Source organism: Mycobacterium mantenii (genome assembly GCF_001667865.1).
In the GTDB taxonomy this organism is placed as follows: domain Bacteria; phylum Actinomycetota; class Actinomycetes; order Mycobacteriales; family Mycobacteriaceae; genus Mycobacterium; species Mycobacterium mantenii_A.
Window position 1 is genome coordinate 1 of sequence record NZ_LZJP01000036.1, and the last position, 16,155, is coordinate 16,155.

General features: G+C 68.0%; 13 protein-coding genes. 3 read left to right on the top strand and 10 right to left on the bottom strand.

Features of this window, described 5'->3' with window-relative positions; translation table 11 throughout:
• Positions 1–164: 164 nt before the first annotated feature.
• The 10 genes from A5688_RS05910 to uvrC form a co-directional block, all read right to left on the bottom strand.
• Complete coding sequence (locus A5688_RS05910) at positions 165–1,055, bottom strand: alpha/beta hydrolase (RefSeq protein WP_067836538.1); 891 nt, start codon at positions 1,053–1,055, stop codon at positions 165–167.
• Between the two features lie 130 nt (positions 1,056–1,185).
• Complete coding sequence (locus tag A5688_RS05915; RefSeq protein ID WP_067836536.1) at positions 1,186–2,580, bottom strand: WS/DGAT/MGAT family O-acyltransferase; 1,395 nt, start codon at positions 2,578–2,580, stop codon at positions 1,186–1,188.
• A 237-nt stretch (positions 2,581–2,817) separates the two neighbouring features.
• Positions 2,818–3,834 carry a PPE family protein gene (locus A5688_RS05920; RefSeq protein ID WP_067914171.1) on the bottom strand — a complete coding sequence of 339 codons (1,017 nt, stop codon included), beginning with the start codon at positions 3,832–3,834 and terminating at the stop codon, positions 2,818–2,820.
• Between the two features lie 79 nt (positions 3,835–3,913).
• Positions 3,914–4,273 carry a DUF732 domain-containing protein gene (locus tag A5688_RS05925; RefSeq protein ID WP_067836531.1) on the bottom strand — a complete coding sequence of 120 codons (360 nt, stop codon included), beginning with the start codon at positions 4,271–4,273 and terminating at the stop codon, positions 3,914–3,916.
• A 90-nt stretch (positions 4,274–4,363) separates the two neighbouring features.
• Positions 4,364–5,722: a PPE family protein gene (locus tag A5688_RS05930; protein ID WP_067914174.1), complete on the bottom strand. Its 1,359-nt coding sequence runs from the start codon at positions 5,720–5,722 to the stop codon at positions 4,364–4,366.
• A 13-nt stretch (positions 5,723–5,735) separates the two neighbouring features.
• Entirely contained in the window at positions 5,736–6,971 is a 1,236-nt protein-coding gene (locus A5688_RS05935) for a PPE family protein (protein WP_067914182.1), read from the bottom strand.
• Positions 6,972–7,817: 846 nt separating this feature from the next.
• Positions 7,818–8,795, bottom strand: coding sequence for a DNA-binding protein WhiA (gene whiA / locus A5688_RS05940; RefSeq protein WP_067836544.1), 978 nt, complete (start codon positions 8,793–8,795; stop codon positions 7,818–7,820).
• A complete protein-coding gene (gene yvcK, locus A5688_RS05945; RefSeq protein WP_120312422.1) occupies positions 8,792–9,856 on the bottom strand; it encodes a uridine diphosphate-N-acetylglucosamine-binding protein YvcK in 1,065 nt (354 codons plus the stop codon). Before yvcK ends, whiA begins: the two co-directional genes overlap by 4 nt.
• An 8-nt stretch (positions 9,857–9,864) precedes the next feature.
• Positions 9,865–10,785, bottom strand: a complete 921-nt coding sequence (rapZ, locus tag A5688_RS05950; RefSeq protein ID WP_067836522.1) for an RNase adapter RapZ — start codon at positions 10,783–10,785, stop codon at positions 9,865–9,867.
• The gene (gene uvrC / locus A5688_RS05955; protein ID WP_067914178.1) at positions 10,782–12,725 is read right to left on the bottom strand and encodes an excinuclease ABC subunit UvrC; all 1,944 of its coding nucleotides are present in this window, start codon (positions 12,723–12,725) and stop codon (positions 10,782–10,784) included. Before uvrC ends, rapZ begins: the two co-directional genes overlap by 4 nt.
• Positions 12,726–12,827: 102 nt before the next feature.
• Between uvrC and A5688_RS05960 the strand changes: the two genes are divergently transcribed.
• The 3 genes from A5688_RS05960 to A5688_RS05970 all read left to right on the top strand — a co-directional run bounded on the left by A5688_RS05960 (position 12,828) and on the right by A5688_RS05970 (position 16,097).
• Positions 12,828–14,009: a cupin domain-containing protein gene (locus A5688_RS05960; RefSeq protein ID WP_067914184.1), complete on the top strand. Its 1,182-nt coding sequence runs from the start codon at positions 12,828–12,830 to the stop codon at positions 14,007–14,009.
• A gap of 182 nt (positions 14,010–14,191) precedes the next feature.
• Positions 14,192–15,625: a PPE family protein gene (locus A5688_RS05965; RefSeq protein WP_068268080.1), complete on the top strand. Its 1,434-nt coding sequence runs from the start codon at positions 14,192–14,194 to the stop codon at positions 15,623–15,625.
• Positions 15,626–15,758: 133 nt separating this feature from the next.
• Positions 15,759–16,097 (top strand): hemophore-related protein, encoded by a 339-nt coding sequence (locus A5688_RS05970; RefSeq protein ID WP_067837419.1) that lies wholly within the window; start codon positions 15,759–15,761, stop codon positions 16,095–16,097.
• Positions 16,098–16,155 lie beyond the last annotated feature (58 nt).

Consider the following 16,155-nt stretch of genomic DNA (forward strand, 5'->3'; position numbering starts at 1 on the left):
GGCCAGACCCAATGGATCCCACCACCACACCTCGACCGCGGCCAACCCCGCACCAACACCTTCCACCACCCCGAAAAAGTCCTCGCCGAGGAAGACGACGAAGACGCGAACGATCCGTGACCGCTGACGTCACAAAAGCTGCGTCGTCGGTCACATCGAAGGCACTAAGGCTTCAGCGTCCGCACGAGGAACTCGGTCTGATCGGCGACCGCTCGCTCCCAGGCCTCACCCACGTAAATCTCGAAGTGACGGACCGGGTAATGCTTGACCTCATTTCGCGGCCCCCGCGCGGCCAGTTTCGCGGTGCGTCCTGCGGGCACCACCGAATCCTGGTCGGCGATGCAGAACAACGCCGGACACGGCAGCTTCGCCGCCTTCAAACCTGGGCGGTACATCCCAATCCGCAGCGCGACCCGGCCGGCGACACGGTTGACCCATTGCACGTCGACTGATTGCTCGAGGATCGCGGTCCAGTCGGACTGCACTTCTTCCTTGGTTATGATTCCGAGGCTGCCGGGCGGTGCTATGGCGGGGATGTAATACGGCGCGTCGCGACGCAGCGCGCGGAGCTGATCGCGCAGCCCGGCGACGCCGGCCCGCATTACCGTCTTGCCCCCGAGCGCGGACATGGTCGCGAGGCCGTCGGTGAACGGGCATTGCGAAACGATCGCCGCGACCCGCCCGTCGGCCGCCCCGACGGCGAGCACGTGGCCGCCGGAGAACGAGCTGCCGAACAGGCCGACCCGCCGCGGATCGACCCAGTCGAGCTCGCGCGCATACGCCAGCGCGGAGTGGAAGTCAGCCTGCTGACGGGAGATGTCGAGCAGCTCGCGGGGCTCGCCGCCGCTGGCACCGAAGTGGCGGTAATCGAACAGCAACACCCCGATCCCGGCCGCGCAGAACCGCTCGGCGTAGGCGGGCAGGCGCAGTTCCTTGGTCCCGCTGAAGCCGTGCGCCATCACAATCAGCGGCCGCGGACCTTCGAAGCCTTCAGGCCGGTACAGCCAGCCGGCGCACTGGTCGTCGCCGGAGGGGAAGGTTATATCGGTGCGCATCGGGTTCTCCTCGCGGTTCGGCGCGGATGGTCCAGCAGCGTTCCTGCGGCTTCAGTTCGACCGGGGACCAACACGTTTCATCACCGACAGGCTCCTACGGCGCGGGGACCACGACGAACCCGACTGAGGCCTAACCGCTCTCGCGCGCCGCGGCCTTCTCCAGATCGGTCAACGCCGGCTCGATGCGATCGGCCATGTCGTCGATGTCGCTGGCCACCTCGGGTGTCGTCACGAAACCGAAGTCCAGGTAATCGGTGTAGGAGAAGCAGGTGATGTTCAGCGCGACGTCCATCACCGGCGGACCCAGCGGCACCAGCGAATCCAGTTTGGCGCCGGCCATGTACAACGGGAACGGCGGACCGGGCACGTTGGAGACAACGAGGTTGATGGGGGCCAGGTTTCGCGACAGTCCGCTGGCGGTGTAGGCCCGCGCGGCCAGCCCCAACAGCCCCGGCGGCGTCGTTTCGGTCAGCCCCATGATCTGGTGCGCCGACAACGCCTTGGCCATGAGCTTGGCGTTCTGGGTGCTTTCGTGGATGGCCCGCAGCCGCTCCCCTGGGTCTTCGACATCGGTGGCCAACGAGACGGTCATCGAACTCACCTGGTTGCCGACGTCGTCCTTATTGTCGTCGGTGCGGGTGGAAACCGGGATCTGGGCGATCAGCGGTTTGGCGGGCAGCTCACCGCGTTTCTGCAAATAGTCGCGCGCGGCGCCGGCCACCAACGCCAGCACGACGTCGTTGAGCTTGACGCCGTACGCGTCCTTGACGGCCTTGGCGCGGGTCAGTTCGACGCGGCAGCCGGTGATCCGCCGGTGCGGCGAGACCGGCGCGTTGAAGCGGGTTTTGGGTGCTTCGAAGTAGCGCGGGGGCCGGCCGCTCACACCAAGCGCGGCGATCTGCTGGCGCACGGTCTGCTCCATGAGCCTGGCGATGCGGAACGGCGTCTTGACTCCGACGTTGATGAGCGCGCCCACTGCACGCCGTTCGATTCCCGGAATCCGCGATCCCACCAGAGACCCCACCGTTTCCTGTTGCGGCGGGCGCGGTTCCGGCGTGACGTCCAACAGAATCTCACCCAGGCCGGCGCCCGAGACACCGTCGACGATGGCGTGGTGCATCTTGGTCAGCGACGCGATCCGGCCGCCCTCGACACCCTCGATCACCCACATCTCCCACAGCGGCCGGGCACGGTCCAGCTTGTAGGACATCAACCGGCCCACCAGCTCCTCGAGCTCGCGGCGACCACCCGGCGCCGGAACGGCGATGCGCCGGATGTGGAAGTCGATGTCCAGGTCCTCGTCTTCGACGAACCACGGCCGGTCCAGCCCGAGCGGGGCCCCGGTGACCCGCCATCGCAGCTGCGGCAGCTCCGGCAACCGTTCGATGATCAGTTCGCGGAGTCGCTGGAAACTGTATTCGGGTGACTCCTTCGGGTCGCAGATCGCCAACGCCCCCACATGCATGTGCCAGCCCGCAGTTTCGGCCGACCAAAACGCCGCATCAACGCTCGAAAGCCGCTTCATCCCCCGACCGTATCCCCCCAACCCCCGTCGCGACCAGCAATGGCAAACAAACTACCTGTCTGTTCGGCCGAGGAGGCGTCCGCGTGGCCGCCAGTTCGTTGCGGCTACCCGCCGTGCGGATCGGGGCCGAGCCGAGGGCCTTGGCGGCCTACACCTCACACGCACCTGCCGCCAATGACCGGAGCCCCTCTGCCGCAACATATTCAGTTGTTTCTTATGGGGCGCCGGACGGGTAGCTCACTGGCTTCGATCGACGGGACTTGCGGGCGAACTCGGACACGTGGGGCTTGGCGTCGATCGAGCCCACGCCCGCGGAACCGACAGAATCCCGATCGCTGTGCCGCCCCCGACGCTCACCCGAGACGCCGCGTGATTCGCGCTGACCCCGGCGAACGACGGCACGCACATTGCCGCGGCCCTGTTCAACGCGGCGGCCTTGTTGACGGCACTCAGGTGGTTGAGCGCGAAGTCCCGCGGCGCCGACAACGAACTCAACTTGGACAGGGGCGCCGTTATCGACAACAGGGACGCATCCAAGGTGGCCAGCGGCGAGGAGCACAGCGCATCGAGAGCGTCGGAGATCGCTGAGATCACCTGACGGCCAGTCGATATGACTTCCGGCGCGACCGTCAGAATCCAGTTCCGCGGCGGTGGCGTGACGCCCCCGGCTTGGCGGGCCGGCTCGCAGAGGCCGGCCAAGGGCGGGGGCGAACTGAATGGCGTCAGCTTCCAGATGTCGGCCGAGGCGCGGGCGTACGCATACATGGCGGCGGCGTCTTGAGCCCACATCCGTTCGTAGTCAGCTTCGGCGTCGGCGATAGCCGGACTGATCTGGCCCAGGCAGTTCGCCGCGGCCAGCGAGATCCGCCGTAGTCGGTTGGCGTCGATCAGATGCGGCGCCGCCATCGCCGCCAGCGTCAAGCCGTAGGCGCCCGCGGCCGCTGTGGCCTGGATGGCCGTCTGCCGAGCCTGTGCAGCGGTCGCGTCGAGCCACGCGAGATAGGGTGCGACGGCCTGGGCTATCGCCGCTGCCGAAGCGCTCGGCTCTCCCACGTCGAGCTTGGAGATCACCGTCCGGTAGGTCAGTGCCACGTCGCTGAGTTGGACGGCCAACACATCCCAAGCCCTGGCGGCGTCCACCATCGATCCGGCGCCGGGGCCCGCATGCATCCGCGCGGAATTGCTTTCCGGGGGTGTGATCCCGAAATCCGTCACTGGCCCCAGCTCGACGGTGGGCGAATTGTGTTGCAGCATCAGGCGTTTCTGTTGAGGAGCGATGGAAGCAAGCTCGGTGAATCTGGTGGTCGTGCTGTGACAGAAAGCTTTTCGGCTTTCAGCCGCCTCCCTTGGCGCTAGGCCCGGCGGAAGCGTCGAGTTGTCGCGGGCAATACGCCTTCGCTGATATCGTCGCGAACTGGGCGGCGCCGTTGGTGGTCAGGGCGGGGTTGTTGTCGCGGAGGTCATTGAGTAGTTGAAGACCCGATACGCCTCGAGAGAGCAGGCCGCATACCGCTTTGCCGGCGCTCACGGCTTGGTTCGGGTCCTGAAAGCTGATGCCTACCGTGTGTAGGTCGGCGATGAAGACTTCGTTGTTGTCGTCAGCGGCCGCCTCATCCTCTCCCGGTACGGCGTGTGCGGGCACGGCGATAGCGATCCCCAGCGATACACCGAGAAGCGTTAACAGCGGTTTCATGCATCCTCCTGAGTCCGTTGTGATTGTTTCACCTCTTGCGGGGTTGGGCCGTCTTAGGTTGTGTTGCGAAAAGCATTGCGCCCGAATGCACTAACCCAGATTTGATTGGGACGGTCCGGCCGTGATCCCCTCTCCGTCCGTCACGTGCACGGCGTGCACGCCGGGTGTCGTTCGGAGTTTGGCGACGAGGTCGTCGAGGCCGGCCTCGTCGACGCTCCAGTGCCGTACTTGATCGGGCATCTCCTGCAATTGGGCGATGATGCGGTCGAGCTTGACCGGCGCCTGTCGGCGCTCGCCGGTGATGGCGTGGGCCTGGATGCCGGTTGACCTGACGACGCGCGACGCCGGGCCGCCCACCGCCCCGCCCGCCAGACTGCCCAGGGTCGCTTCGTTGACCAGGCCGTCGGGGATATCTGCCGCAGCGGCCGCGGCCATACTGGTGGCCGGTAGCGCGGTGGAGGCCAGCCTGATCGCCGGGGCGGCGGTTGCCCAACCAGGCGGCACCGACATCTTTCCCACCGTCGGCGCGTTGCCCAATACAGCCGATACGGGTTTCACCGCGACGCCAGAGGCAACGTGCCCCGGCGACGCCAGACCGGCGCCCAGTGACGTTTTCGACATCGCGGCACTCCACGGCGCATAGACGAAAAAGTTCTTCCACTGCGAAACACCCAGGCTGGTACTAGCATTGACGACGTTGGTCCATGTGGCCTGGGTGCCGATCTGCGAGATGCTCGAATACAGCGTCTCCCAGAAGGGTGCGATCTCCGTGCTGCCCGTGGCTCCCCCGATCAGGTTCTGCCAAAACTGGGTGTATTGGGTGGTGAGCGAGGTGATGTAGGCCTCGATCTGTTTCAGCCACGACGACAACGAGGTGGACGACTCCGCGGCCGCCTGGGCCGCCGCGGCGGTGTCACTGGTGGTAGTCGGCGCGTCCGCAAACGGGGTCAGCTCTCCGGCGGACTCCGACGCGCCGGCGTAACTGAACATGGCAGCGACGTCCTGGGCCCACATCTGGCCGTACTCGGCTTCAGTGGCAGCAATCGCCGCGCCGTTTTGCCCCAAGATGTTGGTCTGCAACAGTGCGGCCAACTGGCTGCGGTTCGCCGCGACGACCGCCGGCGGCACGGTGGCCGCCAGTGCCGCCTCGTAGGCGGCGGCCGCCGCCCGGGCCTGGGCGGCGGTCTCCTCGGCCAGGCCCGCCGTGGTCGATATCCACACCACATAGGGCGCCGCCGCGGCCGCCATGGATTCCGACGACGAACCCTGCCACGACTCGCCAACCAGCTCCGAGATCACCGATGCGTACGACGCCGCGGTGGCGTGCAACTCGGCGGCCAGCCCGTCCCACGCCGCGGCCGCGGCCAGCAACGACCCCGCGCCTGGGCCCGCGTAGATCTGGGTGGAGATCACCTCGGGTGACAGCGCTCCGAAATCCCCGAAAACCATTGCCGCGCCTTCCTTATTTCGTATTCGGAGGTATCACGATGACGGTGGACGTCGTCGCGATGTCGTCGACAGCCACGGCACCGGGCACACGAACGGTCGGGCCCGCGACGGAGCGAGTGGCGGTCCCGCCGACGGCGCGCCCGGCCAGACTCGACAGGGCCGTCGGCCCGAACAGACCCCGCTGACCGTTGGCGGCCATCGCGGGCGCGGCGTCCAGCATGGTCTCCGGCAGCTCGGAGGCGACCGTCCTGACCGCTGGGACCGCGGAGGCCCAATTCGCCGGCACCGACAGCGACCCCACCAAGCCGGCACGGCCCGCCGACGCCGAAATCGTGCCCGCACCCGACAGCGCGGTCGAGCCGGTCAGGAGATCGCTGTGCAGCAGCGGCGCCAAAACGCCGAGGAGCGGCTTTGGGTGAAGCAGCGGGCCGATACCTTGGATGCCGGTGCCCAAGGACGGGATGCTGACGGCGATCTGGTACCAGTTCTTCATCAGGTTCGCCACGCCGAGCGGCGTGTACGGCCCGGAGATGGTGCCCATGACACTGTTGAAAGTCTTCAGAATCCCGGTGATGTCCGTCAGGCTCAGCGGAAGTTCCGCCGCCGCCGTTACCGCTGCGACCGGAGCCTGCGAGACAGCTTCTGACAGAACTGATTCCACGCCGGATGCGGTAGACGATTGCAGCGCGGAGGTGACCGCTGCGGACTGGTCGGCCGCTCCGTTGGCGTCGGCGGTCGTTGGTGGTGCGTTGAACGGGGTCAGCCGGGTCGCGGCCGCCGAGGAGCCCGCGTAGGCGTACATCGCGGCGGCGTCCTGAGCCCACATCTCGGCGTACTGGGCCTCCGTGGCCGCGATCGCCGAAGTGTTCTGGCCCAGAACGTTGGTCGCAATCAGCGACGCCAACAGTGCCCGGTTGGCCACGATCACCGGCGGCGGGACAGTGGCCGCGAACACGGCTTCATAGGCCGCGGCCGCCGCCTCGGCTTGGACGGCCGTCTGCTCGGCCTGCACGGCGGTGTTGTCCAGCCACGCGATGTAGGGTGCGGCCGCGGCCGCCATCGCCGTCGACGAGGGCCCACGCCAGGCGGTTCTCAGCTCCGAAATTGCCGAACCGTAAGACGCTGCTGCCGAACGCAATTCGGCCGCCAGCCCAGCCCAGGCGGCCGCAGCCGCCAGCAACGGTGCCGGACCCGGCCCTGAATAGACTCTGCCGGAGTTGACCTCCGGTGGTAACAATCCGAAATCCATCGCTTCCTCCGCCCCCGGTTGTGTCACCACCGCCGGCCGTGTGCTTGCCGTTCGCGGACAAGCCGAACAACTTCCACCGCCGCCAGAACCCGGGAGACGAGTTTGCTGCGCGGCGGGCGCCTCTCGTGTAGACGAGACACTAGCCAGCGATGACCAAAACGCCTTCCGCCAAGATCAGCCGGCCTGAGCGCCGGTGCGCCGCTCGAATTGGGGCGCCGCGAGTCGGTGGTTCGGCAATCGAGCCGCCTGTAAACCGCTCTACCTCGCGTAAATCCGACAGGACGAGGCGGTGAATAGGTGATGACAATCCGTTGAGGGCGTACCTCGAGGACTGCCCGTGAATAAAAATCTCGCTATCAATAATTGGTTTCGCGGCAAGAAAACGTTCGCCACGCAGCAGCGGTGGAATGAGCCGGCGAGCCTCAGAACTGGGCCCCGGGTGCCGAAAATAACTAGGGCACAGCATCTTTCTGCAGCGCAGAAATCAAATACACCCCCAGCTCATATCTCTTTCAAAGAAAATATGCGTGTTCTATGAGTTTGCTGATCTAGAGTTCTTCTTCGGGGGTTAGTGGGGCGCGACGGAAATCCTTTGTCACGGCACGGCCGCCATGAGAAGACTATCGATAGCCTCTACTCATACCCAACATAAATAATTCGTCCATTTCACAGATTCAACTACTGCAGGGACGCGAACCCATGACTCAGGGAGGCGTCGTCGCGGCGCTACGTAGCGCAGCTCCGGGCCGGCTCGAGCAATGCGATCCCGTTGACCACGGAGCGCTCCAACGCAGCTTTGCCGGCGGTAGCTACGACGCGCCTTCAGAAGCGCGCATCGCCACCGGGCTATGCGTCTTCGAGCAGGTCCGGGGTCACCGCCGACTCGGTGTCGGGAATGCCCTCGACCTTCGCCTTGCGGTCGGCCATCGACAGCAGCCGCCGAATACGGCCCGCCACAGCGTCTTTCGTCATCGGGGGATCCGCGAGCCGGCCGAGCTCCTCCAGTGAGGCCTGCCGGTGCTCGACGCGCAGCTTCCCGGCCGAGGCCAGGTGGTCGGGAACGGTGTCGCCCAGGATCTCCAGCGCCCGCTCCACCCGGGCCGCGGCCGCGACGGCCGCGCGCGCCGAGCGGCGCAGGTTGGCGTCGTCGAAGTTGGCGAGCCGGTTGGCCGTGGCCCGGACCTCGCGTCGCATCCGGCGCTCCTCCCACACCAGCCGGGTGTCCTGGGCGCCCATCCGGGTGAGCAATGCGCCGATGGCCTCGCCGTCGCGCACCACGACCCGGTCGGCGCCGCGCACCTCGCGGGCCTTCGCGCTGACACCGAGCCGGCGCGCGGCACCCACCAACGCCAGCGCCGCCTCCGGTCCGGGGCAGCTGACTTCCAGCGCCGACGACCGGCCCGGCTCGGTCAGCGACCCGTGCGCCAGGAAGGCTCCCCGCCACGCGGCCTCGGCGTCGCCGACGCTGCCGCCCACCACCTGGGCCGGCAGTCCGCGCACCGGACGGCCGCGGTTGTCGAGCAGGCCGGTCTGGCGGGCCAGCGCCTCGCCGTCGTTGGCCACCCGCAACACGTACCGGGTGCTCTTGCGAATCCCGCTGGCCGACAACACATGCACGACGGCGCTGTACCCGTAGAGCTCGAAAATGTCCTTGCGCAACCGCCGCGCGACATTGCCCAGGTCCACCTCGGCCTCGACCACGACGCGGCCGCCGACGATGTGCAGCCCGCCGGCGAACCGCAACAGCGACGTGACCTCCGCCCGGCGCGCGCTGACCGATTTCACGATGAGGCGGCTCAGTTCGTCCTTGACTTCGGTCGTCATCGCCACGCGTCGTCACCCCTTGGTCCGCTGCCGGCCGGTCCACTCCCACCGGCTGGTGGGTTTGCACCGTCGACCCGAATATCCGCGGTGGCCGTGACCGAAGACGGTCCCGGAGCCTTGCGGGCCGCCCGGACCCCGTCCAGGGCCGCCGCGAGCTTGCCTGGATCATGTAAAGGTGTACCAGGTCTGGCCACGTCGGCGAAGTGGACCTCGGCCGAAAGCAGTGTGGCGGTGCGGCGCAATTGCTCGCGTTCGCGCTCACTGGGCACCCGTTCGGCGTCGATGATGATGTCGTGCACGCTGAAGTCCGGTGCGTGCTGGGCCAGCACGTGCAGATGACGCTCGACGGAGAAGCCGGCCGTCTCCCCCGGCTCGGCCACCAGATTGAGCACCAGGGCGCGCCGTGCGGTGGTCGCCCGTAGCGCCGCGGCCAACCCCGGCACCAGCACATGCGGGATCACGCTGGTGAACCACGACCCGGGGCCCAGCACCACCAGATCTGCGGCCATGATGGCGTCGACGGCCTGTCGCGTCGCCGGGGGATGGTCGGGCAGCAGCCGCACGCGGCGCACCTTGCCCGGCGTGCTCGCGATCGCCACCTGGCCGCGGATCAGCCGGAACATCCGCGGGTCGCTTTCCAGCCCGGAGACGTCGGCCTCGATCTGCAGCGCGATCGGGCACATCGGCAGCACCCTGCCCTTGACGCCGAGGATGCGCCCCAGCTCGTCGAGCGCGGCCACCGGATCGGCCAGCACCTCGGACAGCCCGGCCAGCATCAGGTTGCCGATCGGATGCCCGGCCAGGGCCCCGCTGCCGCCGAACCGGTGCTGCAGGATGGTCGCCCACAGTCGCCCGTGCGGACTGTCAGATGCCAAGGCCGCCAATGCCATTCGCAAATCGCCCGGGGGCACCACGTCCAGTTCGCTGCGCAGCCGGCCGGAAGAACCGCCGTCGTCGGCGACGGTCACCACCGCGGTGACGTGGGGCGTCAGCCGACGGGCCGCCGACAGCGTCGCGTACAGGCCGTGTCCGCCGCCCAGCGCGACGATGCCCCGGTTCATCGGCTCGGTCATTCGCGGCCCAGATCCCGGTGCAGCACCCGCACCGACAGTTGCGCCTCACCCTTCTGGGCCTCCAGCAGCTGCACCAGCGCCTCGGCGATGGCGACGCTGCGATGCTTGCCCCCGGTGCAGCCGATGGCGACCGTCATGTAGCGCTTGCCCTCCCGGCGGTAGCCGTCGACGACCAGGGACAGCAATCGGTGGTAGGCCTCGAGAAACTCGGCCGCGCCGGGCTGGCTCAACACGTAATCGCGCACCGCCGGGTCCTGCCCGGTGCGCGGACGCAATTCGTCGACCCAGTGCGGATTCGGCAAAAAGCGCACGTCCATCACCATGTCGGCGTCCATCGGCAGGCCGTACTTGAAGCCGAACGACTCGACCGTGACGCTGGTGGTCGCGCTGGCGACGCCGCCGAATGCCCGCTCGATGCTCTCGCGCAGGCCGCGCACCGACAGCGTCGAGGTGTCGATGATCAGGTCGGCGGTGGCGCGAACCGAGGCCAGCATCCGGCGCTCGGCGGCGATGCCCTCGGCCAGGGTCTGATCACCCTGCAGCGGGTGGCTGCGACGATTCTGTTCGTAGCGGCGCACCAACATGTCGTCGGATGCTTCCATGAACACCACGCGGGGCGCGATGTTTCGGGTTGCCAGCTCGGTGCGGACCGAATCCAGGTCACCGGTGAAGCCGCGCGACCGCACGTCCATCACCACCGCCAGCTGGGTGATCCGTGAGCCGGCGGCCAGACCGAAATCGACCATCCGGGTGATCAGCTGCGGGGGCAGGTTGTCCGCCACATACCAGCCGAGGTCTTCGAGCACCTTGGCTGCGGTACCCCGGCCGGCACCGGATAATCCGGTCACCAGGACGACGTCGATACCGGCCGGGGAATCCACCGAGCGGCCGCCCGCGAACTCATCTGGGCCCGTCACTGCGCGGCCTCGGACTGATCGGGTCGCAGCGCCTCCAGGACGGCGGTGGCGGTTGCCACACCGATGCCGGGAACGGCGGTGATCTGGTCGACGGTGGCCTCCTTGAGGCGGGCTATCGATCCGAAATGGCTTACCAATGCCTTACGGCGATGTTCTCCCAATCCTGGCACCGAATCCAGCACCGATGCCGTCATTCGCTTGGATCGCTTGCTGCGATGGTAGGTGATCGCGAACCGGTGCGCTTCGTCGCGGACACGTTGCAGCAGATACAGCCCCTCGCTGTTGCGCGGCATGATGACGGGATCGGGCTCCGAGGGCACCCACACCTCTTCCAGCCGCTTCGCCAGGCCGATCACCGCGACATCGGTGACGCCGAGTTCCTCGAGCACCGCGCTGGCCGCGTTGACCTGCGGGGCACCGCCGTCGACGACGTACAGGTTCGGCGGGTAGGCGAACCGGCGAGACTTTCCTTCCGGTGAAAGCATATTCGGATCGTTTTGTTCACTGACGTGCCGCGCGAAGCGGCGGCGGGTCACCTCGGCGATGGAGGCGACGTCGTCGGAACGCCCCTGCCCGGCGGCTTCCCGGATCCCGAAGTGCCGGTAATCCGATTTGCGCGGCAGACCGTCCTCGAACACCACCAGCGAGCCCACCACGTCGGTGCCCTGCACATGGCTGATGTCGACACACTCGATGCGAAGCGGCGCGTCGGACAAGCCGAGTGCCTCCTGAATGTTCTGCAGCGCAGCGGATCTGGCGTTGAAGTCGCCGGCACGCTTCAATTTGTGTTGCTGCAGCGCCTCTTTGGCGTTGCGCTGTACGGTTTCGGCCAGTGCGCGTTTGTCGCCGCGCTGCGGCACCCGCAGGGCCACCCGGGATCCGCGCAAGCCGGAAAGCCAACTGGTCAACTCGCCGGCGTTGGACGGCAGGCAGGGCACCAGCACCTCGCGCGGCACCGGGTTCACCGATTCGTCTGCGGCGCCGCCTAATTCGGCTTGCTCGCCGTAGAACTGCGTCAAGAACTGTTCGACCAGTCGTTCCTCACCGGAATCACCGGGGTCGGCGGACTTTTCGACGATCCAGCCGCGCTGACCGCGCACCCGGCCGCCCCGGACGTGGAACACCTGCACGGCGGCCTCGAGCTCGTCGTCGGCGAATGCCACCACGTCGGCGTCGGTGCCGTCGCCCAGGACCACGGCCTGTTTTTCCATCGCCCTCTTGACAGCGCCCAGGTCGTCGCGCAGCCGCGCGGCCCGCTCGAAATCGAGTTGCTCGGCCGCGGCGTTCATCCGCTGCTCCAACTCGCGGGCGAACCGGTCGGTCTTGCCGGACAGGAAGTCGCAGAAATCGTCCACGATCTGGCGGTGCTGCTCCGCGCTGACCCTGCCGATGCACGGCGCCGAGCACTTGTCGATGTAGCCGAGCAGGCATGGACGGTCGATCTGCTTGTGCCGCTTGAACACTCCCGCCGAGCAGGTGCGCGCCGGGAACACCCGGGTGAGCAGATCCAGCGTCTCCCGAATGGCCCACGCGTGCGAGTAGGGCCCGAAGTACCGCACCCCCTTGCGGCGGGGGCCGCGGTAGACCATCAGCCGCGGGAACTCCTCGTTGAGGGTCACCGCAAGCACCGGATAGGTCTTGTCGTCCCGATAGCGGACGTTGAACCGCGGGTCGAACTCTTTGATCCAGTTGTACTCGAGCTGCAGCGCCTCGACTTCGGTGTTGACCACCGTCCACTCGACCTTGGCAGCGGTGGTCACCATTTGCCGGGTTCGCGGGTGCAGGCCGGCGATGTCTGCGAAGTAAGACGTCAGCCGGCTGCGCAGGCTCTTGGCCTTGCCGACGTAGATGACTCGCCCGTGCGGATCCCGGAATCGGTAGACGCCGGGCTCGACCGGGATGGACCCGGGGGCGGGGCGGTAGGTGGCGGGATCGGGCACGGATCCAGGCTAGTAGCCGCCGGCGCGGTACCGAGAAAGGCCGGGCGCGTGCGGGTGCCGGTCTACTGTGGTGCCTACCGGTCGCCGCGATGTTTGGGGGGGATTACCGTCGAGTCCTCGCTAGCCTGGTTGCTGCAGCCCGTCGGTGTCGACGCCTTCCTCGACGAGATCTGGGCGAGCAGGCACCACCACATCAAGCGATGCCAACCGGGCTACTTCGACCGGCTGCTGCCCGGGCCTTCGGCCGTCGACGGGCTCCTGGAGCACGTGCGGCCGGAGCCGGCGGCCGTGCGGCTGGTGAAGGGCGGCCGGGACATGGACCCGGCGGAATACCGGCAATCCGACGGCGGCCTGGACCCGGTCCGGGCACGGCAGGGCCTGGCCGACGGCTACACCATCGTGCTCAACGGGCTCGAGCGGTACCTGCGCACGATCGCGTCGCTGTCGCACTCCATCGAGGTCGAGCTGAACTTCCCGACGCGGGTCAACGGCTACGTCACGCCACCGGAATCGACCGGCTTTGTCCCGCACTACGACCCGCACGACGTGCTCGTCCTACAGATCCAGGGATCGAAGACGTGGCATTTGTCCGACGCCGCCGCCGTGCCGCCGCACGAGATCCAGCGGCGCAAGGGGGTGGGGACGGACGGGCTCACGTCGCCGACCGACGTGTGCCTGCAACCCGGCGATGTGCTGTATCTGCCGCGCGGCCAAGTGCATTCGGCCGAAACGCACGCCGAGCCGTCGGTCCATCTGACGATCGGGCTGCATGCGCCCACGGTGCTCACGCTCGTCACGCATGCGCTGCACGCGCTGAGTTTGCGCGATCCCCGGGTGCACGCCCGCTTGTCGCCACGACACCTCGATGACGCGACCGCTCGCGCCGGCCTGGCCGACCTCGTGCGCGACACCCTGCGGGCCGTCGGGGATCCCGAGATCGTCGGCGAGGGCCTCGACGCGATGGCGGACGTCTTGGTCCGGCGCGGCCGGTGCCCGCCGGTCGGGCGGGTCAGCGACACCGTCGGGATCGACGGGCGAACGTTGGTGGCCAAGTACGAGCCGCTCTATTCGCAGGTTACGCACGCCGGCGACCGCGTCGTCCTGCAGTTCGCCCAACTGTCGGTGGGCGCCGGCGCCGACCACGAGGCCGCGCTGCTGTTCCTCGCCGGCAGCACCGAGCCGTTTCGGGTCGGCGATCTACCCGGGCTCAGCGCGGCTCAGCAGACAGGTCTGGCGCAGACGCTGATCCTGAACGGTTTCCTGGTCCGGCTGTCCAATGGCTGACAGTTAGCTTCGCATCTCCGGTGAAAGTGCCCGATTCTATCCGTATTTGCGGATAGGAGCGCCGTAGACTTCGGGTACCTGCGGGTCCCGTCGGGGTCGCCGCTCACGCACACCGCGGACCGCTGACCGGTTCACCGGAAGGAGCGAATCATGGCGGCACGGACGCACGCCGGTGACCCGCGATGACCATGCCGATCTGGGCCGCTTTCCCACCGGAGGTGCATTCGGCGGCGCTCTCCAGTGGGCCGGGGCCCGGGTCCTTGCTGGCGGCCGAGCAGGCTTGGCAGGCGCTGAGCGCCGAATACGATTCGGCGGCCCAGGAACTCGGCGACCTGCTGGCGGCCGTGCAGGCCGGAACCTGGCAGGGCCCCAGCGCGGAGGCGTTCGTCGCCGCCCACGTTCCGTATCTGGCCTGGCTCCTGCAGAACAGCGCCAACAGCACCGCGGCGGCCCTCGAGTCCGAGACCGTGGCCGCGGCCTACACCGCGGCGCTGTCAGCCATGCCGACCCTGGAGGAGCTGGCGACCAACCACGCCGTTTTCGCGCAATTGGTCGCGACGAATTTCTTTGGTGTCAACACGATTCCGATCGCGCAGAACGAGATCGAATATCTGCAGATGTGGCTGCAGGCGGCCACCACGATGGCGATGTACGAAGCCGTGTCCGAGACCGCAATGACGTGGGCGCCGCCCACCGCGCCGCCGCCGGCGATCCAGAAGACCGACATCCCGAACCAGGACGCCGGCGGCGGCCCAACTCAGTTGAGCTGGTGGGTGACTCGGGTGCAGGAGGTCGCCAGGGCAATCAGCGGGGATCTGAGCCAGTCGCCATCGAACCCGTCCGCGACCCTCTCCGACCTGATGGGCGATCCGCTACTGGCCTCCGAGGTTCCGCACTGGGCGGGTGAGTCGCTCCTCTATTTCGCCCCGCAGGTGCCGCAATTGACGCAGCTGTCGTTCGGCCTGATCGCGCCCTTCGTCCCCGTCGCGGGTGCGCCGGGTCTGGCGGGCCTGGCCGGGCTGGGCGTCGCCCCGCAACCCGCCCCCGCCCTGCCCGGGGCGGCGGCCGCGCCGGCGCCATCCCACCAGGGGGCCCCCGCCGCGATGGCCCCCGGCCCCGGCGCACCCACCGCGACCCCTGCCACCACCCCGGCTCCCGCGCCCGCCCCCGTCGCCGCATCTGCGTCCGCCGCGGCGCCGGCGCCGCCCGCAGCCGGCGTTCCGGGGTTCAGCTACCCCTACGTCGTCGGTCCCCCCGGGCTCGGGGCCGGCACCGGCATGAGCGTCGGCTCCCGCGCCGATCAGACGTCGCCCGGGCGCGACACCGTCGCCGTGCCGGCCGCCCCGGTTCGTGGGGAACAGGCCCGGCGCCGCCGGCGGCCCCGGCCGGGCCTGATCGACCCCGGACGCCGCTACGAATATCTCGACGATGCGTCGCGCGCCGAATCCCCCGCCGCGTCGGCGTCTGATCGGGGCGCCGGACGCTTGGGTTTCGCCGGCACCGCCCATCAGCCCGACACCGCTCCTGTGGGCTTGACCACAGTTGCCGGCGGTTCACTGGACGACAATCCGGGTCTGCCGCTGCTGCCGAGCGCCTGGAGCCCCGAAACCGAATAAGTAGCAACGCGGCAGGTAGAGGGCCCGTGATGCGCGCCGCGGGCGGTGGCGGCGGTTTGGACGCCGTCGATTCCGGCTACCAAGCTCCTAGCTCAACGTAAGGTGGGGGCAGAGCAATGGAGGGAGTCCGTAAATGATGAAGCGCTCGTTGGCCAAACTGGCTGTCACCGTCGGCGGTCTGGCATTGGCGTCGACCGCTGGGGCAGGGGTCGCATCGGCCAGCCCTGATTACGGTCCGATGATCAACACGACCTGCAACTACGACCAGGCGATGCGGGCCGTGCACGCGGAAAACCCGATGGCCGCTCAGTACCTGGACCAGTCGCCGCCGAACCAGCAGTTCCTGCAGCAGTATCTGGCGTCGTCGCCCGACCAGCGGGTGAACCTGCTGCACGCGATCGAGCACAACCAGGGGGCCCAGCAGGCCCTTCCGATTTTCCAGCAAATGATGACGGACTGCACTCGCTACTGAGTGCCTCCGACTCGGGCTTTCCGACACAACCGTTAGATCACCAGGCGACGGGCCACCG